The organism is Enterococcus sp. DIV0901a, from assembly GCF_051711525.1.
Classification (GTDB): Bacteria; Bacillota; Bacilli; order Lactobacillales; family Enterococcaceae; genus Enterococcus_B; species Enterococcus_B faecium.
Map to the genome: position 1 here is coordinate 335,411 of NZ_JBIOMW010000001.1, position 25,113 is coordinate 360,523.

The 25,113-nt window shown below is 39.1% G+C and carries 23 protein-coding genes; 20 read left to right on the forward strand and 3 right to left on the reverse strand.

Annotation, left to right across the window (positions count from 1 at the left end; all coding sequences use genetic code 11):
- The first annotated feature begins 83 nt into the window (after positions 1 to 83).
- The 9 genes from IGL70_RS01650 to IGL70_RS01690 all read left to right on the forward strand — a co-directional run bounded on the left by IGL70_RS01650 (position 84) and on the right by IGL70_RS01690 (position 12,059).
- On the forward strand, positions 84 to 1,175 hold the full coding sequence (locus IGL70_RS01650; RefSeq protein ID WP_010727276.1) for an NADH-dependent flavin oxidoreductase: 1,092 nt from the start codon (positions 84 to 86) through the stop codon (positions 1,173 to 1,175).
- 29 nt (positions 1,176 to 1,204) lie between these two features.
- Positions 1,205 to 1,882 (forward strand): type 1 glutamine amidotransferase domain-containing protein, encoded by a 678-nt coding sequence (locus tag IGL70_RS01655; RefSeq protein ID WP_104873774.1) that lies wholly within the window; start codon positions 1,205 to 1,207, stop codon positions 1,880 to 1,882.
- A 331-nt stretch (positions 1,883 to 2,213) separates the two neighbouring features.
- Positions 2,214 to 3,509 (forward strand): FAD-dependent oxidoreductase, encoded by a 1,296-nt coding sequence (locus IGL70_RS01660; protein ID WP_002319530.1) that lies wholly within the window; start codon positions 2,214 to 2,216, stop codon positions 3,507 to 3,509.
- Positions 3,499 to 4,959 (forward strand): helix-turn-helix domain-containing protein, encoded by a 1,461-nt coding sequence (locus tag IGL70_RS01665; RefSeq protein ID WP_002296783.1) that lies wholly within the window; start codon positions 3,499 to 3,501, stop codon positions 4,957 to 4,959. Before IGL70_RS01660 ends, IGL70_RS01665 begins: the two co-directional genes overlap by 11 nt.
- Before the next feature lie 135 nt (positions 4,960 to 5,094).
- Positions 5,095 to 6,591, forward strand: coding sequence for a glycerol kinase GlpK (glpK, locus tag IGL70_RS01670; RefSeq protein ID WP_002294668.1), 1,497 nt, complete (start codon positions 5,095 to 5,097; stop codon positions 6,589 to 6,591).
- Between the two features lie 13 nt (positions 6,592 to 6,604).
- Positions 6,605 to 8,428, forward strand: coding sequence for a type 1 glycerol-3-phosphate oxidase (glpO, locus tag IGL70_RS01675; protein WP_002294666.1), 1,824 nt, complete (start codon positions 6,605 to 6,607; stop codon positions 8,426 to 8,428).
- The gene (locus IGL70_RS01680; protein WP_002292560.1) at positions 8,429 to 9,145 is read left to right on the forward strand and encodes an MIP/aquaporin family protein; all 717 of its coding nucleotides are present in this window, start codon (positions 8,429 to 8,431) and stop codon (positions 9,143 to 9,145) included.
- 305 nt (positions 9,146 to 9,450) lie between these two features.
- Complete coding sequence (locus IGL70_RS01685; RefSeq protein WP_104873775.1) at positions 9,451 to 11,379, forward strand: endonuclease MutS2; 1,929 nt, start codon at positions 9,451 to 9,453, stop codon at positions 11,377 to 11,379.
- 125 nt (positions 11,380 to 11,504) lie between these two features.
- On the forward strand, positions 11,505 to 12,059 hold the full coding sequence (locus IGL70_RS01690; protein ID WP_104857907.1) for a CDP-alcohol phosphatidyltransferase family protein: 555 nt from the start codon (positions 11,505 to 11,507) through the stop codon (positions 12,057 to 12,059).
- A gap of 729 nt (positions 12,060 to 12,788) precedes the next feature.
- On the opposite strand, the gene IGL70_RS01695 is transcribed toward IGL70_RS01690, so the two are convergent.
- Positions 12,789 to 13,103, reverse strand: a complete 315-nt coding sequence (locus tag IGL70_RS01695; RefSeq protein WP_002321527.1) for a DsrE family protein — start codon at positions 13,101 to 13,103, stop codon at positions 12,789 to 12,791.
- Positions 13,104 to 13,116: 13 nt separating this feature from the next.
- Positions 13,117 to 13,377, reverse strand: a complete 261-nt coding sequence (locus IGL70_RS01700; protein ID WP_002294653.1) for a metal-sensitive transcriptional regulator — start codon at positions 13,375 to 13,377, stop codon at positions 13,117 to 13,119.
- A 168-nt stretch (positions 13,378 to 13,545) separates the two neighbouring features.
- On the opposite strand from IGL70_RS01700, the gene IGL70_RS01705 reads away from it, so the two are divergent.
- The 6 genes from IGL70_RS01705 (at position 13,546) to IGL70_RS01730 (ending at position 20,684) form a co-directional block, all read left to right on the forward strand.
- A complete protein-coding gene (locus IGL70_RS01705; RefSeq protein WP_002294651.1) occupies positions 13,546 to 13,860 on the forward strand; it encodes a rhodanese-like domain-containing protein in 315 nt (104 codons plus the stop codon).
- 1 nt (position 13,861) lies between these two features.
- Entirely contained in the window at positions 13,862 to 15,517 is a 1,656-nt protein-coding gene (locus IGL70_RS01710; protein ID WP_104857623.1) for an FAD-dependent oxidoreductase, read from the forward strand.
- Positions 15,518 to 15,598: 81 nt separating this feature from the next.
- Complete coding sequence (locus IGL70_RS01715; protein WP_104873864.1) at positions 15,599 to 17,734, forward strand: HelD family protein; 2,136 nt, start codon at positions 15,599 to 15,601, stop codon at positions 17,732 to 17,734.
- A 174-nt stretch (positions 17,735 to 17,908) separates the two neighbouring features.
- On the forward strand, positions 17,909 to 18,418 hold the full coding sequence (locus tag IGL70_RS01720; protein ID WP_002294644.1) for a hypothetical protein: 510 nt from the start codon (positions 17,909 to 17,911) through the stop codon (positions 18,416 to 18,418).
- The gene (locus IGL70_RS01725; RefSeq protein ID WP_002294643.1) at positions 18,415 to 19,719 is read left to right on the forward strand and encodes a glycosyltransferase family 2 protein; all 1,305 of its coding nucleotides are present in this window, start codon (positions 18,415 to 18,417) and stop codon (positions 19,717 to 19,719) included. The genes IGL70_RS01720 and IGL70_RS01725 overlap by 4 nt, the downstream gene beginning before the upstream one ends.
- 107 nt (positions 19,720 to 19,826) lie before the next feature.
- Positions 19,827 to 20,684 carry an LPXTG cell wall anchor domain-containing protein gene (locus tag IGL70_RS01730; protein WP_240186776.1) on the forward strand — a complete coding sequence of 286 codons (858 nt, stop codon included), beginning with the start codon at positions 19,827 to 19,829 and terminating at the stop codon, positions 20,682 to 20,684.
- 111 nt (positions 20,685 to 20,795) lie between these two features.
- Here IGL70_RS01730 and IGL70_RS01735 read toward each other — a convergent pair whose 3' ends face one another.
- Complete coding sequence (locus IGL70_RS01735) at positions 20,796 to 21,116, reverse strand: heavy metal-binding domain-containing protein (protein WP_002289297.1); 321 nt, start codon at positions 21,114 to 21,116, stop codon at positions 20,796 to 20,798.
- A 153-nt stretch (positions 21,117 to 21,269) separates the two neighbouring features.
- On the opposite strand from IGL70_RS01735, the gene dhaM reads away from it, so the two are divergent.
- From dhaM to IGL70_RS01760, 5 genes are all read left to right on the forward strand, one after another.
- On the forward strand, positions 21,270 to 21,665 hold the full coding sequence (gene dhaM / locus IGL70_RS01740) for a dihydroxyacetone kinase phosphoryl donor subunit DhaM (RefSeq protein WP_002304157.1): 396 nt from the start codon (positions 21,270 to 21,272) through the stop codon (positions 21,663 to 21,665).
- Positions 21,640 to 22,650, forward strand: coding sequence for a dihydroxyacetone kinase subunit DhaK (gene dhaK, locus IGL70_RS01745; protein ID WP_179189797.1), 1,011 nt, complete (start codon positions 21,640 to 21,642; stop codon positions 22,648 to 22,650). Before dhaM ends, dhaK begins: the two co-directional genes overlap by 26 nt.
- A gap of 27 nt (positions 22,651 to 22,677) precedes the next feature.
- Positions 22,678 to 23,283, forward strand: a complete 606-nt coding sequence (gene dhaL, locus IGL70_RS01750) for a dihydroxyacetone kinase subunit DhaL (RefSeq protein WP_081156502.1) — start codon at positions 22,678 to 22,680, stop codon at positions 23,281 to 23,283.
- Positions 23,284 to 23,429: 146 nt separating this feature from the next.
- Positions 23,430 to 24,095 (forward strand): glucose-6-phosphate 1-dehydrogenase family protein, encoded by a 666-nt coding sequence (locus IGL70_RS01755; RefSeq protein WP_002289292.1) that lies wholly within the window; start codon positions 23,430 to 23,432, stop codon positions 24,093 to 24,095.
- Between the two features lie 282 nt (positions 24,096 to 24,377).
- Positions 24,378 to 25,037 (forward strand): Crp/Fnr family transcriptional regulator, encoded by a 660-nt coding sequence (locus IGL70_RS01760; RefSeq protein ID WP_010718011.1) that lies wholly within the window; start codon positions 24,378 to 24,380, stop codon positions 25,035 to 25,037.
- Positions 25,038 to 25,113: the final 76 nt, after the last annotated feature.

The window sequence follows — 25,113 nt, forward strand, 5'->3', positions numbered from 1 at the left end:
AGTTGCATGTACAACTAATCGAGTGGTTTAATGATAGATGATTCTCGATAGGTTAATCAGAGCGAATTATGGGAGGAATGACAATGTCACAATTTGATCAATCAATTACTTTACCTTCAGGAGTTCAATTGAAGAACCGATTGATGCTGTCGCCTATGACGACACAACTCAGCTTTTTCAATGGAGTGATCACCGAAGATGAGATCACTTATTATAAACAACGTTCTAAAGGTCTTGGTGCTGTTATTACTGGTGCTGCAAATGTCCAAGATATCGGAAAAGGCTGGCCAGGTGAACTCAGCATCGCTCATGATGAAATGATTCCTCGGTTAAGTGAGCTAGCGAAAGCAATCCAAGGAGAAGGCGCAAAAGCGATTATTCAGATTTTCCACGGTGGACGAATGACAAGTCGAGCAACTTTATCTGGAGAACAGCCTGTATCTGCAAGTGCAGTTGCAGCAAAACGTCCTGATGCGGAAACACCACGAGCAATGAGTGAAGAAGAAATCGTTGAAACAATCCAAGCATTTGGCGAAGCCACACGCAGAGCGATTGAATCAGGATTTGATGGTATCGAGTTGCATGGAGCAAATACGTATTTGATCCAACAATTTTTCTCTCCGCATTCGAATAGACGAGAGGATCAATGGGGCGGTAGCTTGGAAAGTCGTTATCGTTTTATTGAAGAATTATTAACAACGGTTTTCTCAGCGGTTGAACAATATGCTAAAAAACCATTCATCGTAGGGTATCGTTTCTCACCAGAAGAATATGAAACACCAGGTATCCGTTTTGAAGACACGATCTGGCTTCTTGAACGATTACGTGAGTCAAAACTAGATTATCTGCATGTTTCATTAAATATGTATGATCGAATAGCTCGTTCTGATAAATACAACGATAAATCGATTCTTGAAGTGGTCCATAACACGATTCAAGGAAAGATCCCTTTAGTTGGTGTCGGTGGGATCCGCAATCGCGAAGATGTAGAGCAGGTATTGAAATATGCAGAACTTGCAGCAATTGGACAGCAAATGATCGTCGATCCTGACTGGGCAGAGAAATTATTGGAAAACCGTGAGGATGAATTTGTAACGAAACCCTTCGAAGAAGCATATAAAGAGCTTTATTTGCCAAGTCCATTATATAATTTCTTGAAAGCACGTTATCAATAACGCAATTTTTATAGAAAGAGGATGGGAAAATGAAAGTATTGATCGTATTAACAAATGTAGAAAAGTACGAAAAAATCGAGCGTCCTACAGGTTTGTGGTTAAGTGAACTGACTCATTTTTATGATGTATTAGTAAAAAATGGGATCGATGCAGATTTTGTCAGTCCTAAAGGCGGATATGTACCTTTAGAACCGCAAAGTGTTTTGAATATGGATGAAATCGATTGGGCCTATTATAAAGATGAAGATTTCAGAAATCGGGCCTTGGGAAATACCTTACGTCCTGATGATGTGGATGCAAATGATTATGCAGCGGTTTATTATGCTGGTGGCCACGGAACAATGTGGGATTTTCCAGAAGCAATAGATCTTGGGAAAGTCGCTTCACAAATCTATCGAAATGAAGGGCTGGTCTCAGCTGTTTGTCACGGTGTTGTAGGATTGTTGCCAGTTACAGATGAGTCTGGAAAATCTATTTTAGCTGGACGTACAGTGACTGGGTTCAGTAATGAAGAAGAGGAAGCAAATGGTACAACGAATGAAGTACCATTCTTAGCAGAAGATGCTTTGAAAGAAAAAGGAGCAAACTATCAGTCTGGTGGAGCTTTTTCAGAAGTGGTTCAAATTGATGGGCGGCTTCTTACAGGGCAAAATCCTCAATCTGCTCATCAATTAGGCGAAGCAGTTGTTGAAGCATTAAAGAATTAAAAATAAATGATGTGTCTATTCTAACTATTACATTACACACGCTAAAACTCGTCTTTTCGTTCTTTTCTGTTTCCTATTTGGACAGAGGTACGTAAAAGGCGAGTTTTTTTCTTTTATAAGAGTACATTTTTTGAAACATCTCTTCAGAAATGATACTCTTCAATTAGGTCCACTAGTATATTATTAAGAAGCAGACCTAGAACACGGTATGATGGAGAGGGTTGATTCTGCTGCATCGCTATGTATCACAAGGTTGAAAGCGAGTTATGAATACTGTGTTTTCTGATTGAGAAGTTAGCAGTAGAACACCTTATAAGAAAGAGGAATGCAGATGAACATTGTAATTGTCGGCGGGTCGTTTGCAGGGATTCATGCGGCTATTTATCTTCGCCAATTGATGCCAACAAGTGAAATATATTTGATTGAAAAGCAATCGAAGTTAGGATGGATTCCCAGCGGGTTCAATTTGATATTAAAAGGAAAGGTTACCAGTGAAAAACAACTTTCTTGGATCACGAAAGAAGAACTGACTGACCGCTATCGAATCCATGTTTACACAGAAAAGACAGTAATAGGATTGAAAGAAAAAAAAGTCGTTTTAGCAGGAGGAAAAAAATTGGATTTTGATCGTTTGATTCTAGCGACTGGTTCAAATCAAAAGTTTCGAAATATTTCTGCAGAATCAACGCTTATTCACCCAGTTAAAAAGATACAAAACGTAACGGCTCTTCAGCAAAAGATCATGAATGCAAAGAAAATTGCAATTATTGGTGCAGGACAAGCAGGAATCGAAATAGCTGAAGGTTTGGCATCAAGAAAAAAACAAATCCATCTTTACGAAAGCCGAAAGTCAATTCTTTTTCGTTATCTAGATCCTGAAATGACAGAACCGTTAGTAAAGGAAATGAAAAATCAAGGGCTTTCACTTTTTTTAGAAGAACAAGTTGTGTCTTTGACCGAAAATGAAACCGCTATTGTAGAGACGGAAAAAAGAAAGGAGAACTATGATCTTGTTTTGCTGGCTAATCATTCTCGCCCCGACAATCAGATGTGGGAAGAACAATTAACATTGAATGATGATGGAACGATCTGGGTAGATGACTACTTGCAAACGTCTCAAAAAGACGTCTATGCGATTGGCGATGCGATCCAAGTAACTTTTCGTCCAACAAATGAAAAAATGTATGTTTCTCTAGTAAATAACGCTGTCCGTACAGCACGAAATGTCAGCAAGACAATTAGTGGCTCACAGACAAAGGATCAGGGAACCTATCGTCCAGTCGGCAATCAGTGGTTTGGCTATTTCTTAGGAAGCGTAGGTTTGACAGAAGAAGAGAGCATTTTTTATCCCCAAAAAATTGAAACAGGATACGTAGAATACAAGCTTACAGCAATAAATCAAAGCAAAGTTAAACTCAAATTTCTATTTGATTCTGAAAAAAAGATTCTTGGAGCACAGCTCCAAAGCAAAAAAGAGATGTTCCACCTTCTTGACCAACTGACAATTGCAGTAGAAGAAGGATGGACGTTTGAACAGTTAGAAGAACATGAGCTATTTTTCCAGCCAGAATACCGTGTGCCAGATATGGTGTGGTCAAAGGTGGCGAATACTGCCTATGAAGATTGAAGCATTATTAGAAAGAAAAGAGCAGTTACAGATCCTGATTTTGCGAAACCTTGTTCTGCAAGGGGGAACAGCCTCTATCAATGGTTTGAGAGAGCATGTCCAACTGTCAAAAGCCTCGTTTGATCAATATTTGGAAGATATTGAATTGATTGGCCGAATGATGGAAAAAAAAGTAGAAGTACAGCGAAATGAGTATCAGGCGCTGCTTGTGTTGGACGAAGATGTAAGTTTGGAAAAAATTCTATTGTTTTTATTGCAAGAAAGCTTGAAGTTTAAGATGCTCGTCTATTTATTAGAACATCAGCAAGTATCCATCGTTCGATTAGCGACAGCGTTTAATATCAGTGAGTCTTCTGTTTTTCGAAAGATCAAAGAATTGAACCAGCTCTTAGAGGAATTTGGATTACAAATCAAAAACGGTCAATTATACGGAGAAGAGCTACAGATACGATATTTTTATTATGAACTATTCCAATATATCCCGGAAGATCAGCGACCGCTTTTTTTGCAAAATACACCAGAAAAAAGACCGTTCATTCTAGGATTGGACCGTGTATTAGAAACAACGTTTACGGCATCAGCAGAAGCACAGATTGCTTGCTGGCTCGGGATTACGAAAAAAAGACTATTGAATGAAAAAAGTACGTACGCAACTTTGAAAGAAAAGAAATTACTCTATCAGTCGGACCGGCTTTATCAAGCAATCGATCCAATCATCGTGATGCATCTTAGTCGAACAGCAGCAGAACTGAATGTATACGAAACAATGATGTTTTACAGCTTTTTTGTTTCTTTTTCGATAGTAGACGAAGAAATATTTTATCAGTATGATTTGACACGGAGCAAAAAGTTACCAACCGCTGTTTTAGATACTTACATTCGGGAAACGATGTTATGGCATTATCGTCCTCGTCGTTTGAAAATCAAAGAAGAAAAGGCAGTAGGCTACCAAATTTCCCAGATCAACAATGAATGGTTTTTCTTTGTTGGAAAGATCGAAGTCTATGAGCGTGATCGGCTTTTGGAACAGCAGCAGAAAATGCTCGGGCATTCCTTAACACAGTTACTGGCGAAATTACAGGAAACAGCGGTGCAGCAATTGCCGAGGAAAAGAGCTGAAGATAGTGAGCTTAGTTACCTGATGATCCAGTATGCCAATGTTCTTTTGATGATCGATTTTTATATTGCAAAACCAGTAGTGATTGGAATCGATTTAGAAAGTCTGCCGATTTATCGTATTGCTTTTCAACAATATCTGATCAGAGAACTGAGGGGAATCGGCGGTATTGAGATTGGAAGTTATGAAGAAGGTAAAGAATATGATTTGGTGATCACATTTTGCCAGAGAAACAAAAAACAGTGTGAATATTATCTGTCAGAATTTGCGTCACCTTACGACATTATTCGATTGAAAAGAAGAATAGAGACGCTGAAAAAAGAAAAGAATTGATTAAAAAATAGCTTCATAATAAAAAACTGTCAAAAAAAGAAAAAAAGAATAAAATTTTGACAGTTTCTTTTTTTAAAACAGTAGTATGATAAGAGTAGTTAAAGAAAGCGTTTGCATATAATGGAGGGAATCACAATGACAGAATCAACGTATATCATGGCGATTGACCAAGGTACAACTAGCTCACGAGCAATTATCTTTGACAAGAAAGGAAGACACATCGGCAGTTCTCAAAAAGAGTTCACGCAATATTTCCCGCAAGAAAGTTGGGTGGAACATGATGCAAATGAAATCTGGAATTCTGTACAGTCAGTTATTGCCGGAGCGTTCATCGAATCAGGGATCAAACCAAATCAGATTGCTGGGATTGGCATAACGAACCAGCGTGAAACAACAGTAATATGGGAAAAAGATACAGGACGTCCAATCTATCATGCAGTTGTTTGGCAATCCAGACAGTCAGCTGGAATTGCAGATAACTTAAAAAATGAAGGCTATCAAGAATTTTTCCACGAAAAAACAGGGTTAGTGATCGATGCCTATTTCTCAGCAACGAAGATACGCTGGATTCTTGATCATGTAGAAGGCGCGCAAGAACGAGCTGAAAAAGGCGAATTGATGTTTGGAACGATCGATTCTTGGTTAGTATGGAAACTGACCGATGGACAAGCACATGTTACTGATTACTCGAATGCCAGTCGGACGATGTTGTTCAATATCCATCAGCTAGATTGGGATCAGGAGATTTTAGATTTACTAAATATTCCTCGAGTGATGTTACCAAAAGTCACTTCTAACTCAGAAGTTTATGGTTATACGCAAGGTTATCATTTTTATGGAAGCGAAGCACCAATTTCAGGGATGGCAGGAGACCAGCAAGCCGCATTATTCGGACAAATGGCATTCGAACCAGGCATGGTCAAGAATACTTATGGTACAGGTTCATTTATTGTCATGAATACCGGTGAAAAACCGCAATTATCCAAAAATAATTTATTGACGACAATTGGTTACGGCATAAATGGAAAGGTTTACTATGCTTTAGAAGGAAGTATTTTTGTGGCTGGTTCTTCGATTCAATGGCTGAGAGATGGACTTCAAATGTTGCAAAAAGCTAGCGATTCAGAAGACGCAGCGAAACGCTCTACAAGCGAAGATGAGGTTTATGTTGTTCCTGCATTCGTTGGGCTAGGTGCTCCTTATTGGGATCAGGCAGCACGAGGGGCTATGTTTGGCTTGACACGTGGTACGACAAAAGAAGATATCATTAAAGCTACTTTACAGTCGATTGCTTATCAAGTGAGAGATATCATCGATACGATGCAAGATGACACTGGAATCAAGATTCCTGTATTGAAAGTAGATGGCGGTGCAGCAAACAATGAATATCTGATGCAATTCCAAACAGATATCTTGAATGTACCGATCCAACGAGCAGAAAACTTGGAAACAACGGCGCTAGGGGCAGCATTTTTAGCAGGATTAGCTGTCGGTTATTGGAAAGATACAGACGAGATCCGCGAATTTTATGAAGCTGGCAAGCTATTTGAAGTTCAAATGGAGGAAGAGCGCCGAGAAAAACTTTACAACGGTTGGAAAAAAGCAGTAAAAGCTACCCAAGCATTTGAATAAGGAGGAAATCCATATGTTTTCAAACAAGACAAGACAAGATAGCATTCAAAAAATGCAGCAAGAAGAATTGGATCTGTTGATCATCGGTGGCGGAATCACTGGTGCCGGTGTGGCAGTCCAGTCAGCAGCATCAGGAATCAAAACAGGATTGATCGAAATGCAGGATTTTGCAGAAGGGACTTCCTCTCGCTCGACCAAACTTGTTCATGGCGGTATTCGTTATCTGAAGACATTTGATGTGGAAGTAGTAGCTGACACAGTTGGTGAACGTGCAGTCGTACAAAGTATTGCCCCACACATCCCAAAACCAGATCCAATGCTTTTGCCAATCTATGAGGGCGAAGGAGCAACAACCTTCAATATGTTCTCGGTCAAAGTAGCAATGGACCTTTATGACAAACTGGCAAATGTGACAGGAACCAAATATGAGAATTATACGCTGACACCAGAAGAAGTATTGGAAAGAGAACCGTTTTTGAAAAAAGAAGGGCTAAAAGGCGCGGGTGTCTATCTAGATTTCCGCAACAATGATGCCCGTTTAGTGATTGATAATATCAAAAAGGCTGCCGAAGATGGGGCTTATCTAGTAAGTAAAATGAAAGCGGTTGGCTTTTTATATGATGGCGATCAAATCGTTGGCGTCAAAGCTCGTGACCTGCTGACAGATGAAGTGATCGAAATCAAAGCAAAATTAGTGATCAATACGAGTGGTCCTTGGGTAGATAAAGTACGAAACTTGAATTTTACGCGTCCAGTCTCTCCTAAAATGCGTCCAACTAAAGGGATCCATTTAGTTGTAGATGCGAAAAAACTGCCTGTACCGCAACCCACATACTTCGATACAGGAAAGCAAGATGGGCGGATGGTTTTTGCTATTCCAAGAGAAAACAAGACTTACTTTGGTACGACAGATACGGATTACCAAGGAGATTTTACGGATCCGAAAGTCACACAAGAAGATGTAGATTATCTATTGGATGTGATCAATCATCGCTATCCAGAAGCAAATATCACATTGAATGATATCGAAGCAAGCTGGGCAGGACTTCGTCCACTGTTGATTGGTAATTCTGGTTCTGATTACAATGGTGGAGATAATGGATCGATTTCAGACAAGAGCTTCAATAAAGTTGTCGATACAGTAAGTGAATATAAGGAAAACAAAGTTTCTCGTGCTGAAGTAGAAGACGTGTTGAACCATTTGGAAAACAGCCGTGATGAAAAAGCACCTTCTACGATTTCCAGAGGTAGTTCTTTAGAAAGAGAACCAGATGGTTTGCTGACTTTATCTGGTGGGAAAATCACCGATTACCGTAAGATGGCAGAAGGAGCTTTGCGATTGATACGCCAATTATTAAAAGAAGAATACGGAATAGAGACGAAAGAAATCGACTCTAAAAAATATCAGATTTCAGGTGGAAACTTCGATCCAACTAAATTAGAAGAAACAGTGACAGAATTAGCAAAAGAAGGAGTAGCAGCCGGTTTAGAGGAAGAAGATGCTACTTATATCGCTGATTTTTACGGGACTAATGCCCGACGTATCTTTGAATTAGCAAAAGAAATGGCACCTTATCCTGGTTTGAGTCTCGCTGAGTCAGCTCGGTTACGTTATGGTTTAGAAGAAGAAATGGTTTTGGCCCCAGGCGATTATCTCATTCGTCGTACAAATCATCTGTTGTTTGAACGAGATCAGCTTGATGAGATCAAGCAACCTGTGATCGATGCAATTGCTGGATATTTTGAATGGACAGAAGAGGAGAAGGCGCAACAGACTAAACGTTTAGAAGCATTGATTGCAGAATCAGATCTGCGGGAACTAAAGGGGGAGAAATAAATGAACAGTGATATGACTCAAATCATGGGGGAGTTTATTGGGACACTGATCCTAGTTTTGCTTGGAGATGGTGTGTGTGCGGCTGTGAATTTAAACAAAAGTAAAGCACAGGCTTCTGGCTGGATTGTCATCGCATTTGGTTGGGGACTCGCTGTAACAATGGCTGTCTATATTTCTGGATTCATGGGCCCAGCTCATTTGAATCCTGCAGTCTCTCTAGCTATGGCGATGACAGGGGCAATTAGTTGGAATCTTGTCGTTCCTTTCATCATTGCGCAAGTTTTAGGAGCTTTTGCAGGGGCCATTCTTGTTTGGCTTTCTTATTTGCCACATTGGAATGCAACGAAAGATGAAAGCGCGATTTTAGGAACGTTTGCAACAGGTCCTGCTATACGGAATTATCCAGCAAATGTGATCACAGAATTAATTGGTACATTTGTATTAGTTCTTGGGTTGCTAGCTTTTGGACAAAACGAATTTGCACCTGGAACGAACGTATTCGCTGTAGGTGGATTGATCTTAGCCATCGGTCTTTCATTAGGAGGGCCAACAGGATATGCAATCAACCCTGCTCGGGACTTTGGTCCTCGATTAGCACATGCGGTATTGCCAATAGCTAATAAAGGAACTTCAGATTGGGCATATTCATGGGTACCAATCGCAGGTCCAATGATCGGAGCAATTATCGCGGTAGGTGTCTATTCATTAATGGTGTAAATCTATAAAACATACTAAAGTTTGACAACCAAAATGTGTCTTGCTATAGTTAAGTGGAAAATAAATAAGACCTAGAAGAATGGGGTATGTTTTGTGAGTGTAGCTGGTATCTAATCAGTAAGTCGAATAGCCAATAAACAAAGTTTATTTGGTGTGCTTATGAAACGGTACCTGTCAGGAAAACAATATCTTTGTATTCTAATAAGGATAGGACATGACTTTTTTAAGCTGTGTTCTATCCTTTTATTTATCTCTAGGCCCTTATTTATTTTGGGACAGGTATCTCTTCAAGAAAAGGAGAGAATATGGACAACGAAATGATTAGTCAATTACAATTTGATCGGATCAAAAAGGAAATCCAAGCAAGAGCAATTGGAAACTATAGCAAAAAACGAATCAGCGATATGACGGTCTCGACAAACCTACAAACTGTCTTGGATCGTCAAGAAGAAACAAGAGAAGCACGCTTGATCTTAGAAAGCAGTCAGCATGTTCCATTTATGGGGTTGCCGAGGATCGATGCACTGACAGAACAAGTCAAAAAAGGGTTGATTCTGCAGCCAACCGATTTGATCGAATATGCGGATTTTCTTAGAAGCAGTCGGATGATCACAAAGTTTTTTGATAAGAATCAATACCAGACACCCTTGTTGTTTGCTTATAGCAAACATCTTCCTGATTTGATAAATGTAGAAGAGTTGATTGACCAGAAAATAAAAAATAATAAAGTCAGTGACGACGCGTCACGTAATTTGCGTAAAGTACGCAAACAATTACAACTAATCGAAAAAGAAATCCAGTCAAAATTACTGAAATTCTTGCGTCATCCGAAAAACAAAGAAATGATCCAAGAAGCAATGATTGTTCAAAAAGGCGAATACTATACGATTCCTATCAAAGCCAGCTATAAAAATAAAATAGATGGAACGATTATCGATGAATCAAATAAAAGAACGACGGTTTTTATTGAACCAACTGTGATTTCTAAATTGAATGAACACTATCAGTTGTTAAAAGCTGAAGAAATCAGTGAAGAATATCAAGTTCTGGCTGCATTGACTGGTGCTATTGCAGAAAATGAAGAAGCAATCGACTTATTGATCGAAACGATGACGGTATTAGATATCATTTTTGCTCGGGCAAAATTTAGCCGAGAAATCAATGGGATCACGCCTAAAATCAATAAATCAGAACATATCGTCATCAAACAAGGCAGACATCCATTTTTACCTGATCATGCGGTACCATTGGATGTTGAAATCGGTAAAGACTATCGAGGCTTGATTATCACCGGAGCAAATGCCGGCGGCAAAACAGTCGTGTTGAAGACGGTCGGTTTATTGACTTTGATGGCGATGTTCGGCATGCAAGTTCCGGCAAAAGAAGGGACGGAGCTTGCAGTCTTTGATGAGGTTTTCGTCGATATCGGTGATCACCAAAATTTAGAAAATGCGTTGAGTACATTTTCTGGTCATATGCAAAACATCGCTGCTATTTTGAAAAAGATAAAAAGGAATACATTGGTACTTTTGGATGAGATTGGTAGTGGAACAGAGCCAAATGAAGGGGCTGCACTAGCTATCGCAATCATGGAATCTATGTATGAGCAAGGGGCATTGATCATTGCCACGACCCATTATGGAGAAATCAAGAAATTCGCCGGAGATCATGAAGATTTTGTGCCGGCTGCTATGGCTTTCGATCGGGAAGCACTTCAGCCTAAATATCAATTGCGGGTTGGAGAAACAGGAGAAAGCCAGGCATTATGGATTGCTCATAAAATGGATATGTCTATAAAATTGATCCAGCAAGCAGAGCGTTACTTGGCGGAAAAAGCCTATCGGACACAGAAAAAAGAATTTCCTCCTAAGACAGCAGTTACAAATAGGAAGGAGAATAAAAAAGAACGCCAGCTCTTTGCAAAAGGTGATCGGATATTTGTCAATGAATACCAAAAAGAAGCGTTAGTTTATGAAGATATAGGTGAAGATACGATTGATGTATATTTAGACAAAAAAATAATCCACGTGCCTCGTCAGCGTGTTCGTCTGGTGTGTTCAGCAGAAGATCTGTACCCGACAGGTTACGATTTAGACAGTCTGTTTATCGATTATAAAACACGTAAACGGCAGCGTGACCTAGAGCGAGGATCAAAAAAAGCTCATAAAGTACTAGTAAAAGAAATGCGCAAACGACAGGAAGAAAGAAGAGTAAACGATGAAAACAGCAAGTGATTATCTCAAATTAGCTCATAATATCAGTGGCTGTAAAGAAAAATAAAAACAGTGAAATCATTGGTTTTATTCCCCGTGTAAGCTAAAATAAAAAGAAAAGAGTGCTGAGGAGGTGGGGCGATAAAATGAAATTAAGCACAGACTGGCGTAAAGAAATACAAACGATTCCGAATCTTTTATCGATATTCCGTATTTTTTTGCTGCCGATTTATCTTTATTTTGTGCTGAGACAGTCATTTTATATAGCAGGAGCGGTCATTGTTGTCTCAGGTTTGTCTGATTATCTAGATGGGGTCATTGCTCGGAGATATAATCAGGTAACAGACTTAGGGAAGGTGCTTGATCCGTTTGCAGATAAATTGACACAACTTTTTCTGATTTTGTCTATGGCATGGTATCGACCGTGGCTTTGGCTGTTGTTTGGTCTATTCTTGATAAAAGAAGGCTTTATGTTTGTAGCTGGATTAATCGGGCTATCTAAAAATATCAAATTAAGTGGAGCGAAGTGGTATGGCAAAGTAGCGACTGCTGTCATCTATGTTGGCATGATCCTTTTGCTGCTTTTCCCAGAATTACCAATGCTGTGGGTGAGAGTCATTTTTGCCGTCATCACTTACGGTTTTTTACAATCTTTTGTCTTGTATGCTGTCGAGTACCGAAAGATGTTTCAAAGAAAATAAAAAAGGGGTGTGACCTATGTCGCACTCCTTTTTTTGATAAATAGACTCCCAGTAGCTACTTCTCGATAATAAGCCAACCAAACCAAAAACAGGAGAAGTTATTTTTGAAATTATTTCTTGTGATTCGGAGTTAAATGGTAGGCTCACAACCTCTTGGTAAACGGTGTTCAATCAGCTGACCTTCGGTATTAGCTCAAAAAACGGCAAAATATGAGCAGCTATTTTTCCGTTTGTTTCTCTAATACTCAGGTCAAACCGCTGATTTTACAACCTCTTCCTTAAACGGTATTCAAAAGCTAGTTTCTCGGTATTAAGCCAAATTTATGCAAAAATGTAGAAAGCCATTTTCACAAAATTTTTCTTAATACTCGAAACTAAGCGACTTTTTCACAATCTCTTCCTTAAACGGTGTTCAATCAGCTGACCTTCGGTATTAGCTCAAAAAACGGCAAAATATGAGGAGCTATTTTCCCGTTTTTTTCTCTAATACTTAGGTCAAACCGCTGATTTCACAACCTCTTCCTTAAACGGTGTTCAAAAGCTTGCATCTGCGGTAATAAGCCCAACCAAACGAAAAATATGAGAAGCTATTTTTGTTTGGCTGTTCTTATTACTTGATGCAGGACAGCTTTTTCACAACCTTTGATTCACGGTTTTCCAGAAGTAGCTTCTTCGAAAAATAAGCCGAAATTTCTTGAAGCTGATCACTTCTGTCGCAACCTCTACTGACTAAGGCTTGATATAAGCATAACCTTGGGATTGCAGTTCAACTAAATCAAGGACACCTGCTGGTACAACGATTACTTGTTCAGGTAAAGAACTTTCTGAAATATGATTAGCACGCATAGCATTGGCGCAAGCGTGAAAAACGACTCCTTGCAAATCTAAGAATTCTGCATTGGCAGAGTCTAGATAACCGGTAATCGCGATGCCATTTACAGATACGACAATCGTCGTTTCTGGAGAAGCTTTTATCAGGTTTTTTACGTTTTTCCCTGTTTCTGACCATTTTTCTAATTCATCAATATGGAAAACGACTTTCATTGAAATCATTCCTTTACTTTTTAATAATCATCTTGATCGCTTGCTCTAGTTTAGCCGCTTGTTCTTCTGGATTACTATCAGGTTTCTCAAAGCAATTTTTCAGATTATCTGCAACGATCATGCCCATTACGCGATCAATACTAGAACGAACAGCGCTTAATTGAGTGATGACATCCATACATTCTTTTTCGTCTTCGATCATTTTTTGGATACCACGAATTTGTCCCTCTGTACGTTTCAAACGGTTCAGGATATTTTTATTATCAATCTCCATAACACATTCTCCTCTATTTTTATAATTAGATAATACCCCTTATCGGTATTTTATGCAAATATAAAAAGTAGTGAAAAAAATGAAGAGTCATTCTGGTTGACATATTAATAAAGCTCCTGTTTAATATACCCCATGAGGTATTTATAAAAATGTAATGAGGTGCAGAAAATGAATTTGCTATTTCAATCAATAAAATCGATAACAGTCCCAGAATTAAAGGAAAAGCTTTTGGAAAATCCAGCGTTACTTGATGTTAGAACACCTGCAGAATACCGGGGTGGGCATATAAAAGGAGCTAAAAATGTTCCATTACAAAGTATAAACAGATATGATGGAGACAAAGAAAAGACCGTCTATGTGATTTGTCAATCAGGGATGAGGAGTAAACAAGCAGCTAAAGAATTAAAGAAATCTGGTTATGATGTAGTGAATGTACGTGGTGGCATGAATCAATGGTTTGATCGAACAGTAGGAGGGAAATAAGATGAAAATCGTTATTGTCGGAGGTGTAGCAGGTGGAATGTCTGCTGCTACACGGCTTCGCCGATTAATGGAAGATGCAGAAATCGTTGTTTTTGAAAAAGGACCGTATGTTTCTTTTGCAAATTGCGGCTTGCCTTATTATCTTTCGGGAGAAATCAGTGAACGGGAAAATCTTCTTGTCCAAACGCCAGAATCATTATCCGCTCGTTTTTGTTTAGATGTGCGTCCAAATCATGAAGTGACAGCCATCTTTCCCGAAAACAAAACGGTAGAAGTCGTACATGAGGGTCAAAAACACATTGAACAGTACGATGCATTGGTTTTATCTCCTGGTGCAAAACCAGTTGTTCCATCGATTCCAGGGATAACAGAAGCCGACAATGTTTTTTCTATTAGAAATGTACCAGATATCGATAAAGTGATGCATGCATTAGAAAAACAGCCAAAGCGTGCCGTGATCGTTGGTGCAGGATTCATCGGATTGGAAATGGCAGAAAACCTAAAAAGAATAGGTTTAGAAGTCATGGTGATCGAACAAGCACCACATATTCTTCCGACACTGGATGAAGAAATGGCAGCTTTTATAGAAAAAGAATTGTCTCATCAAGGAGTAGAAGTGATTACTTCTCATGCTGTCGCTGGATTTGAAGACCACGGGAAACGATTGCGACTGGATGATGGGCATACCATCCCTGCTGATTTAGTTATTTTATCCATTGGTGTTCGTCCTGATAACCAGCTAGCAGTGACTGCTGGAATCGAATTAGGTATACGCGGGGGTATCCTAGTAGACGAACGATATCAAACGAATATTCCTGATATTTATGCGGTGGGGGATGCTATCGTTGTAAAACAGCAAATCACTGGAAAAGATGCACTTATTTCTCTTGCTTCACCAGCCAATCGTCAAGGTAGACAAGTTGCGGACACGATTTCCGGAATTTCTCGAAGAAATCAAGGCGGTATTGGAACAGCAATTATACGAACGTTTGGAATGACTGCCGCATCCACCGGATTAAGTGAAAGAACAGCCAAAGAAAACGAGCTGTCTTTTGAAGTCGTTCATGTGTCAGGAAAAGATCATGCAAGCTATTATCCAGAAGCAACAGATATTTTACTGAAGTTGATCTTCCATCCAGAGACTGGCGAGATTTATGGTGCACAAGGTGTTGGGGCAAAAGGTGTGGATAAACGGATCGATATTTTAGCAACAGCAATCAAAGGGCATTTGACGATCTTCGATTTACCGGAATTAGAATTGACGTATGCACCGCCATTTGGCTCAGCCAAAGATCCAGTAAACATGCTAGGATATGCAGCAATGAATATTGCAGAAGGGCTTAGTGAAACCGTACAATGGCATGAATTGCCGACAGAATTAGCAAAAGGAAAAATTTTATTAGATGTGCGAACAGCAGAAGAATTGGAAAAAGGCAAATTCAAGGAAGCCAAACATATCCCTTTGAATGAACTTCGGGACCGATTAGATGAATTAGACAGCCAGCAAGAATATATCGTCAGCTGTCATAGTGGATTACGTAGCTATCTAGCGGAAAGAATCTTGAAGCAGTCTGGCTACCACGTAAAAAACCTTGATGGTGCATTTTCTTTATATCAAACTGTCCGACCAGAAGAACTGATATATCCTAACAAATAATACTCGTTAAAAAGCTTGCATTCGACTCTTAAAAGAGGTAGACTAATCGGTTCCACCACTTTAAAAAAGAGGAGAATGTGTATGGTCAACACACAAAAGCAGTTAGAAGAAGCATATCTGAAGAACGTGTATCAAAAGTTACTCGATAAAAAAAACGAACTGCGTGAATCGATGGATACGGCAAAAATAGAAGGAAACCAGTCGCTGAAAGAAATGGCTGGCGATCTTCGATTGAATTTTGACAGTTATTTAGATAATTTGGATACTTTTTCGATGATTGAAATGAAAAATAGAGAAATCGATCAGATGAATATCAAACAGAAAAACGCAGAAAATCAGCTGGCAAAGATCGAACGTTTGTTGAAAAGTCCCTACTTTGGAAAAGTCGTTGTAGACTTTCTGGATAATGAGCCAAAAGAATCCTTTTATATCGGTACAGCAAATTTCACAGATGATGCAGATGAAAATCTTGTTTATGATTGGCGTTCACCAATTGCCGAACTTTTTTACAATAACATGATTGGTCCGTCTTCTTATACGGTTCGGCAAAATAAAATCGATACGGTTATCAAAGAAAGACGACAATTTATTTTGGAAAGAGATCGTTTGGTCAAGTTTTTTGATACGTCTGTAGCTATCCAAGACGATGTGTTATTAGAAGTGTTAGGTCAAGATGAGACCAATGAAATGAAGGCTATCACTGCTACGATCCAATCGGAACAAAACACAATCATTCGGGATGTGAAAAGTCAAAATATCTTGGTAAATGGCGTAGCAGGAAGTGGTAAAACCTCTGCTATCATGCAGCGTATTGCGTATCTGCTCTATTTATATCGAGATACGATGACATCCGATGACTTGCTGATTCTATCACCTAATCATCGGTTTATCGACTATATTTCGAATGTCCTACCATCATTAGGTGAAAGAAATCCACTGAATCTAACCATCATACAGCTGGTTTCACAGCTTTCAGCAGAGGAAATAGAAGGTGAAGAGGCTTATTTCAAACGTATCACGGGAGAAAATGTATCGGAGCAGACAGAACGTTTGCGTAGCAAAAAGTTTATCGATAATCTAAAACAATCAGATCCTTTGTTTTTAGATCATCCGAATTTTATCCGTGGACTTACTAAAAATGGAAAAACAGTCCTTTCTAAAAAAACGATCGAAAAAATATATGAGAAAGTTCCTGCTCATCCTAAATTGATCGATAGGCTTCAAGCAACGAAAAAGGCACTGATGAGCGAATGGAAGAATCATCTTTTGAAACAAGCAAAAAGTCCTGCTGTGCAGAATCAGGTACTCTCGTTGACAGAAGATAGGCAGTTGGAATTATTCGGTAAATTGATTTCTGATGATTCGGAACAAAGTATTGCAGCTTATGCAAGGAAACTTTTACAAAAAAAATATCGAAAAATAACCAGACAAATCGAAGAAATGGCATGGGTGGCTGAGCACCAGTTGTTTGAAAGAATTTATGAAAAGCGATATGGCTCAGCTTATGCTTGGCAACCCACACGTACTGTTGATGAAGCAGTCATTATATTAGCTATTCGTCATTTACTTGTTGAAAAGGTAAATGTACCAGCATTTCGCTATCTATTGATTGATGAAGTACAAGATTATACCCTGGCACAATTAGGTCTATTGATCGAATTATTTCCAAAAACTCACTTTACTTTAGTAGGTGACGAGAATCAGGCAATCTTTAATTCTTCCACTACTTTTGCTGATATTATGCGTTGTTTCGACGACTACCATCTGCCGATCCATCGGTATGATCTTAGAAATAGTTACCGTTCTAGCGGAGCAATCACAGAGCTTTTCAAAACCTATGCTGTGGATCAAGAGAAGATCGACATCGTATCGATCCGACCGCAAGGAAAAGAACCCGAATACCGCTCTTTTCGATCCTCTGAAGAATTGTTGAAAATACTAGCTGAGATTTTGGTTTCTCTAAAAGGAGAAAAAGCGGCAGTTATCACCCAAACAGAAGAGGAAACCCAAACGCTACAAGAATCGATTAAAAAAAATTCATATGGATTAGAAAACTGCCAAATCATTCCTTTGAGTCTAGCAAAAGGACTGGAATTTGATCATGTAATCTTATATCCATTTGAAAACGATGGAGATGAGCAAAGAAGACGCAGACAAATGTACACGGCGATATCTAGAGGAATGAAAAGCATTGTCGTATTGGAAAGAGCAACATAATTAAGAGATAAAAAATAAAAAGAACAACTGATAAAAAGAACAAAATATTTTTCATTTGCTGATGAGAAATGTTTTGTTCTTTTTCTTAGGAAAAATTTAGGAACACTTTATGTGAAAAGAAATGAAATGTATGGTAAACTCCTACGTCGTAACAAAAAAACGTGAGGTGAGGATATGAAAAAAGTAACAAGAGAAGAAGTTGCATCAATTTTGGTGAAAGATAAGTATTTTTCAAAAGGTAATTACTGGTTAAAGATTTGGCAAACGTTAGTGGCTCTTTTAGGATGGATGATCGTTGTTCTTCCTTTTATATGGGTGTTTTTCCCATTAACGAGACCAGAAAGAGCCAAGGATTTTTCCTTGTACGCTTTTTTATCAGAAAAGAAAATGCTGTATTTCTTAATCGGCTTTTTTGTATTGATTTTTTTCAGTTTCCTGATTACCTCATTTGTATTGACTAGGTGGAACAATCGAAATCTATACAAAAAAGTAAATAAATCTTTTGAATATGAAGATGAAAAATTGAAAAAAAGACAAGAATTACTTGAAGAAGTGTATACGGAACGTTTTGGAACAAAAGAAGAGAGAGAAACGGTCCGTTTTTATTCTGTCTCCGAAGAGAAAAATCTAGATACGACATTCATTGCAGATTTGTATAAAGAAAATGGGGTGGAACTGAAATGATCTCAATCACCCATACAGGTAATTTATTCTTAGATACTTGTTTGTCTATTATGTATTTTTTTCTCGTTTCTTATCCGATTTTAGGCGGATTTGTATGGTTTATTGGTGTCTGGTGTTATGTGTTTTTATACAAACATAAGCAAAAAGAATGGGTAGATGTTCCCTTGAGTGTCGAACCGTTCATCACGATCATGGTGCCAGCCCATAATGAAGAAATTGTGATCGAAGATACAATCGAGTATTTGATGACGAAATTGAATTATCACAACTATGAGGTATTAGTGACAGACGATGGTTCAACGGACCAAACACCAGAAATATTAGCTAGACTGATGAAAAAATACGCTAATCTTCGTGTGGTTCGGATCGAAAAAAATAAAGGAAAAGCCCACGCGTTTAATATCGGACTTGCCTTTGCAAAAGGGAAATTGATTTTAAGCAATGATGCAGACACGGTACCGGAGCCAGATGCACTGATTAGGTATGTGAATTATTTCATTCGCCCTGGTGCAAGACATATTGCTGCGGTCACTGCAAATATGGATGTCCAAAATCGTACCAAATTGATTGCAAAATCTCAAACGGTTGAATTCTCAAGTATCGTGGGCATCATTAAACGAACACAGTCAGCTGTTTTCGGTGGTCTTTATGCGTACAGTGGAGCAAATACGATGTATCGAAAAGAAGCCTTGATCGATGTGGGCGGATTCAGACAAGATCGAGCGACGGAAGACATCAGTATTGCTTGGGATCATCAGTTAAATGACTGGTTATCTGTTTTTGCTCCTGAGATTATCTTTTTCATGGAAGTACCTGTGACGTTGAAGATGCTATATCGACAAAGAAAACGTTGGGCAAAAGGTGGAACAGAAGTCTGGCTGACGAATTTCAAAAAAGTGATGCTCCATCCTTTTAAACATATTGGAAGAACGATCATCTTCATTGATCAAACATTGAGTATTGTCTGGTCAATATTCTTTTGTATTTCCGTAGTTCTTTTTGCTGGATTAATCGGGCATTATGTATATCAAGGAAACTACGAACAGATTTATATTACTTTTACATTCAGTTTTGTGTTCATCTGCTTTGAAATGGTCGCAGGATTTTTCCAGTTGCTAGCTTCGCTGATTGTAGATGATCGACGAAGAAAATTGAAATACCTTCTTTTCGCACCACTATATATGCTTTTGTTCTGGATAGTGAACGCGATAACGATCGTGACGACTTTCATTCCAGCAGTCAAAACGATTTTAGGTTATGGAAGCGGGACATGGAAAAGTCCGGAACGTACAAAAAAATAAAAGATGCACCGTTTTTTAGACAAACAGCCTGTTGTGTTTATGGTTCTTCCAGACATTTTTGCTTATAATAAGAAATTAGTTAAAAAGTAGTAAGGATGGGAAAAGTGATGAAAAAAAGAATGAAGCCGTTAATCTGGCCGATTGCTGTTTCCGGTATTTTCTTCTTCGGACACACAGCTTTTGCAGAAACTTCTGAACCTGCTCAAACAGAGCCTTCAACAACTATAAGCTCTTCTGGTGCTGAGAACGGTGCCTCGGAAACAGAAATGACTTCCAATGTACCGACAGATAATTCAGGAGAAACGATTTCGTCTTCAGAAGATACATCAACGAATAGTTCTACCTCTTCTGACCCAATCGATCATTTGCAAGACTTGGAAAATAAAAGAAAAGAACTCGAAGAAGCATTAGAGGCTGCAAAAAACAAATTGAAAGAAGACCAAGCAGCAATCGATCAAGATTTAGCTGATCTTAAAAATAAAGCGGGAAATGACCGTGCACAACTTGAGAAAAAGCTTGCTGAAGCGAAAGCAAAAGCGGAAGCTGTCCAAACAGATCTTGACGGGAAGATCCAACAAGCAAAAGAATTCAATCAACAATTAGATCAGGTTGCTCAAACAGCTTCTGGAAAGCTAAGTCAAACTCAAGCGGATATCACAGCGGCCAGTCAAGCGATCCATGGAAAGATCAGCGAAGCGCAAACAGTTGCTAATGATTTTGAAGCAAAAAAAGCTGACTTAGCAGCTAGTTTCCAACGAATAAAAGATATTTTGCATTCGGCAGGAGAAAAATCAGTGACCTCTGGAAGCACGACAGAAACAGTTCAGCAAACGACAGAGCCATCCAAATCAACAAGTCAGACTTTGCCAAAAACAAATGAAAAAACAGCTTCTGTCAGTTATTCCTTAGCAGGGGCGGGTGTGTTAGTCGCAGCAGCTTACGGAATCATCCGCAAAAAGAAATAAAAAAGAGAGGATGGGAAGGTAGAGTACCTCGAAGTTAGACTGAAAAATCTAATTCTTGAGTGCCACTACATGTCCCATCTCTCTTTAGTTATTAAAACAGCTGTCCCCTACTTATCTCGTGGAGACAGCTGTTCCACTACATGTGACCATCAGCATGCCATTGTCGCTGCCTAATACTTCATAGTCCATTTTTACGCCAATGATCGCATCAGCTCCTAATGCTTTTGCACGTTCGGCCATTTCGGCAAGTGCTTCTTCTCTTGCACCCATTAGTTCGTTTTCATAGCTTTTTGAGCGGCCGCCAAAGATATTTCGCAACCCCGCCTCCAAGTCTTTAAATGCATGGATCCCAGTAATGACCTCACCAAAAACGATCCCTTTATAAGCTACTACGGCTTTTCCCTCTACACTGTTCGTTGTTGTTGTAATCATTCGATCACTCCTCTCTTTTAATTAAAGTATAACAAACTTCAAGAAGCACTACACATATTTTCCCAAAATTAGAAATTTATTATATACTTGAATTGTTCATTGATGAAAGCGAAACCAATCGTTAGCAACTATGTAAAAGAAAGGAAGATTCTTGTGAAAAAAAGTATTTTGCTTATTTCTCATAGTCAAAAAGTAACAGATGGTATTAAAGAAATGATTGAGCAGATGCAAAAATCCGAAGAGGTGCAAATTTTTTCTCTCGGCGGAATAAATGGCGAGATCGGATCAGACCCGATGAAAATCGTAGAAGCTGTCAATGAATCAAGTGATGCAGCTAGTTATTTTGTTTTTGCGGATATCGGCAGCGCGGTATTGAATTCGGAACTGGCAAAAGACATGTTGGAAGAAGAACAGCAGCAACGTTATCATCTGGTGGATGCGCCTTTAGTGGAAGGAGCTTTTGCAGCAGCCATCACTGCTGGTATAACAGATGATACTCAGCAAATCTTAACAGAAGCACAAAATGCCGGAAAGAAAGGATGGGAATAAATTGAAAAAAATCATGAATGATCCAAGCAATATTGTCGAAGAAATGCTGGAAGGATTAGTAAAAAGCTATCCAGAACTTGTTCATCGTGTAGAATCTTCCCGTGTTGTAGCCAAGAATCAGAAAGCGGAACAAGTTGGTTTGGTTTCTGGTGGAGGAAGCGGACATGAACCATCCCATGCCGGGTTTGTAGGGGAAGGGATGTTAAGTGCAGCAGTGCTTGGTGATGTGTTTACTTCTCCAACTCCAGATCAGATTCAAACGGCTATCAAGGAAGCGGATAGTGGAAAAGGAGTTTTGCTGATCGTTAAGAATTATACAGGGGATGCATTGAACTTCGATATGGCAAAGGAATTAGCTGCTATGGACGATATTGAAGTAGAAAGTGTGATCGTAGATGATGATATCGCCGTTGAAAATAGTACGTATACTGCCGGAAAACGCGGAGTCGCAGGTACTGTTCTTGTACACAAAATCGTGGGCGATGCAGCAAGAAACGGTGCTTCCCTAGCAGAGTTGAAAGAACTGGGAGAAAAGGTCGTACAGGCAACTAAGACGATCGGTGTAGCGCTTCGAGCAGCAACTGTACCAGAAGTAGGGAAACCAGGATTCGAACTGGGAGAAGATGAGATTGAGTACGGTGTTGGTATCCACGGTGAGCCAGGCTATCGTCGAGAAAAGATGCAGCCTTCTAAAGTACTGGCAAAGGAACTTGTTACTAAGATTTTAGATGATTACTCGAATTTACCAAAAGAAGCAGGTGTACTAGTCAACGGAATGGGCGGGACGCCTTTGATGGAACAGTTCGTGTTCATGAATGATGTTTTAGCTCTGTTGGAAGAAAGAGGCGTCAATGTAGTTTTCCGAAAAGTCGGTAATTTTATGACCTCACTAGATATGCAAGGTCTTTCTCTAACACTGATCGACTTGACGGAGACACAATGGAAAGATTCTTTAGAAAGCAATGTACAGACGATTTCATGGTAAAAAATCTCAAGATAAAAGGGTGATAATATGAAACTAACCGTTCAAGAAATCCAAGAATGGCTCACGCAATTTGCAGAGGCAATCAATCAGAACAAACAATATCTCAGTGATCTAGATACCCCGATTGGCGATGGAGACCATGGAAATAACATGGGAAGAGGGGTTTTAGCTTATGAAGAAGCTTTTCAAGCCGATCATCCTGAAACAATCAGCGATACATTCAAAGTATTCTCTATGGCGATGATATCGAAAGTCGGTGGGGCTTCTGGTCCGTTATACGGATCTGCATTCATGAACATGATGAAAGCGACAAAAGAGGTCGATTCTATTGATTCTCAAGAAAAATTAGGAGAAGTGATCGAGCAGGGAACAGCGGGTATTCAAAGCCGAGGAAAGGCAGAAGCTGACGATAAAACGATGTTAGATGTTTGGCTGCCAGTCACAGAGGCATTGAAGGCAGGGAATTTAACAAAAGAAATCATTGACCAGGCAAAAGAACACACCAAAGACTTGGTAGCTAAAAAAGGACGAGCTTCCTATCTAGGAGAGCGTGCAATCGGACATATCGACCCAGGAGCTGCTTCTAGTGCCATTTTATTTTCAACGCTTTTAGATGTGATCAATCAACCTTAAGTTCAATAAAACTGCGGTGATGCTCATCGCAGTTTTTTGTTTGGCTGTTCTTATGACTTGATGCAGAACAGCTTTTTCACAACCTCTATTTGTCCATATCGCAAAATTCAGGTAGAATACAAAAGATAACGGAAAGAGGCGAAACAATGGAGCTTGGAAAATCAGATTATCAGTTGTTTGATCGACCAATCTACGCATTCAAACAGCTCAAAGAGAGCCATCCAACAGATAAGATCGAACAAATCAAGAAAGAATATAAAGAACACTGGCAAAAATGGAAAGAGATTCAGCTCCAGACAGCTGCACTTTTGCCTGATATGTACGGCATGAGCAAACCTAAAATCGAAAGCTGGACGAATGGCTGGAATTTACGCAGTCATTTTTGGAGCGCGTACCGAAGCGAATCTCGTCAAGACGAGAATGCCTGTCTAGCAGTTTTGTTGAATCAAAAACAATACCAAATCTATTTGATGTACCAACATTATAAAAGCGAAGAACGATATGGTAGCATTGCAGCGTATAACCAGTTGCTTGCGATACTGAAAGAGTGGAGCAAAACAGTCGATATCAAGGATTATTACATATGGCCGCAACCAGAACATGAACTTGACGACCACTTAGCTTTGTCTGACTATTTGTCCGATACAAAGAAACAAGAAGAGTTGAAAAAAGCGATGAGAGACCGAACCTTTCAAATGGGTAAACTATTCTTCTATCCGCAAGAAATCGAACACGTTGAGCAAATAACCGCTGAAACCTTACAAGAACTAGCACCACTATATCAAAAGCTAGGTGCGGAAAAATTTCAATAGGCAACACGAAATAAGCAATGCGAAAAACAAACCTTACTCTCGGCTTGCGAGTGAAGGTTTGTTTTTGATTATTCAAAAAGTAAATATTTAAAAAATTGATAGGAATCAATTACTTAAGGTCTCAAAAGAAGGAAAATAAAGCAAGGGACAAAAAGAAATCCACTCTATTTGCTGGTATCTGGTTCGCTTGACGTTTATGCTATGATAAAAGAAAATTATCAGTTGGAATAAGGGAAGTTATGTTTCTTTATTAGAAATAGCTGTTTAGAAGGAGGAGAGATTATGAGTCATGATCATTTATGTGTTTCATTTGTTCCTTTGTTCAATCACTTAGTACAGCAAGATCAAGAAAAAGTACACGCACTTGTCAAACATCACTATGTGGAAAAAGGAGAACAGATTCTTGCGCCGAATGGAGAACCTCAATTAGTGATCGTGGCCTCCGGCAGTATGAAAGTGTATCAATTATCTGCTAGCGGAAAGGAACAGCTTTTACGAGTAATAGAGCCGGGCGGATATGAGGGAGAGAGCCAGTTGCTAGGCGTTCCAAATGAGTCTTTATTTGGCGAAGCACTAGAAAAAACGGAAATTTGCGTATTGAGACAAAAAGATTTCTCGGAACTCTTACTGCATTATCCCGCCCTTAGTCTGAAACTTTTAGCAATCAACGTTGAGAAATTAACAAAAGTACAGCAGCAGACAACTTTTTTGATGATGGAAAAAGTAGAAGAACGAGTCGCTGTCTATCTGCTTGACTTAGCTAAAGCGACAGGGAAGGATCACTTTTTCCTGCCAATGAAAATGAAAGAACTTGCTGCATTTATCGGTACGACCCCCGAAACTTTATCTAGAAAATTTAAATTATTAGAGGAGAATGGTTATGTAAAAAGAAAGAATCGAGAAGTCTGGATCATTGATAAAGAGCAGTTAGAAGACTTGTAAATAAAAAAATGACCTCCAAATGTTGGATTTTTGACCCAGATTTGGAGGCTAGCATGAAATTGTACATGCTTTTTTA

Excerpts from the sequence above, each read along its gene's own strand:
- IGL70_RS01650 (WP_010727276.1), top strand. The coding sequence starts at position 84 with ATGTCACAATTTGATCAATCAATTACTTTACCTTCAGGAGTTCAATTG.
- IGL70_RS01655 (WP_104873774.1), top strand. The coding sequence starts at position 1,205 with ATGAAAGTATTGATCGTATTAACAAATGTAGAAAAGTACGAAAAAATC.
- IGL70_RS01660 (WP_002319530.1), top strand. The coding sequence starts at position 2,214 with ATGAACATTGTAATTGTCGGCGGGTCGTTTGCAGGGATTCATGCGGCT.
- IGL70_RS01665 (WP_002296783.1), top strand. The coding sequence starts at position 3,499 with ATGAAGATTGAAGCATTATTAGAAAGAAAAGAGCAGTTACAGATCCTG.
- glpK (WP_002294668.1), top strand. The coding sequence starts at position 5,095 with ATGACAGAATCAACGTATATCATGGCGATTGACCAAGGTACAACTAGC.
- glpO (WP_002294666.1), top strand. The coding sequence starts at position 6,605 with ATGTTTTCAAACAAGACAAGACAAGATAGCATTCAAAAAATGCAGCAA.
- IGL70_RS01680 (WP_002292560.1), top strand. The coding sequence starts at position 8,429 with ATGAACAGTGATATGACTCAAATCATGGGGGAGTTTATTGGGACACTG.
- IGL70_RS01685 (WP_104873775.1), top strand. The coding sequence starts at position 9,451 with ATGGACAACGAAATGATTAGTCAATTACAATTTGATCGGATCAAAAAG.
- IGL70_RS01690 (WP_104857907.1), top strand. The coding sequence starts at position 11,505 with ATGAAATTAAGCACAGACTGGCGTAAAGAAATACAAACGATTCCGAAT.
- IGL70_RS01695 (WP_002321527.1), bottom strand. The coding sequence starts at position 13,103 with ATGAAAGTCGTTTTCCATATTGATGAATTAGAAAAATGGTCAGAAACA.
- IGL70_RS01700 (WP_002294653.1), bottom strand. The coding sequence starts at position 13,377 with ATGGAGATTGATAATAAAAATATCCTGAACCGTTTGAAACGTACAGAG.
- IGL70_RS01705 (WP_002294651.1), top strand. The coding sequence starts at position 13,546 with ATGAATTTGCTATTTCAATCAATAAAATCGATAACAGTCCCAGAATTA.
- IGL70_RS01710 (WP_104857623.1), top strand. The coding sequence starts at position 13,862 with ATGAAAATCGTTATTGTCGGAGGTGTAGCAGGTGGAATGTCTGCTGCT.
- IGL70_RS01715 (WP_104873864.1), top strand. The coding sequence starts at position 15,599 with ATGGTCAACACACAAAAGCAGTTAGAAGAAGCATATCTGAAGAACGTG.
- IGL70_RS01720 (WP_002294644.1), top strand. The coding sequence starts at position 17,909 with ATGAAAAAAGTAACAAGAGAAGAAGTTGCATCAATTTTGGTGAAAGAT.
- IGL70_RS01725 (WP_002294643.1), top strand. The coding sequence starts at position 18,415 with ATGATCTCAATCACCCATACAGGTAATTTATTCTTAGATACTTGTTTG.
- IGL70_RS01730 (WP_240186776.1), top strand. The coding sequence starts at position 19,827 with ATGAAAAAAAGAATGAAGCCGTTAATCTGGCCGATTGCTGTTTCCGGT.
- IGL70_RS01735 (WP_002289297.1), bottom strand. The coding sequence starts at position 21,116 with ATGATTACAACAACAACGAACAGTGTAGAGGGAAAAGCCGTAGTAGCT.
- dhaK (WP_179189797.1), top strand. The coding sequence starts at position 21,640 with ATGCCGGAAAGAAAGGATGGGAATAAATTGAAAAAAATCATGAATGAT.
- dhaL (WP_081156502.1), top strand. The coding sequence starts at position 22,678 with ATGAAACTAACCGTTCAAGAAATCCAAGAATGGCTCACGCAATTTGCA.
- IGL70_RS01755 (WP_002289292.1), top strand. The coding sequence starts at position 23,430 with ATGGAGCTTGGAAAATCAGATTATCAGTTGTTTGATCGACCAATCTAC.
- IGL70_RS01760 (WP_010718011.1), top strand. The coding sequence starts at position 24,378 with ATGAGTCATGATCATTTATGTGTTTCATTTGTTCCTTTGTTCAATCAC.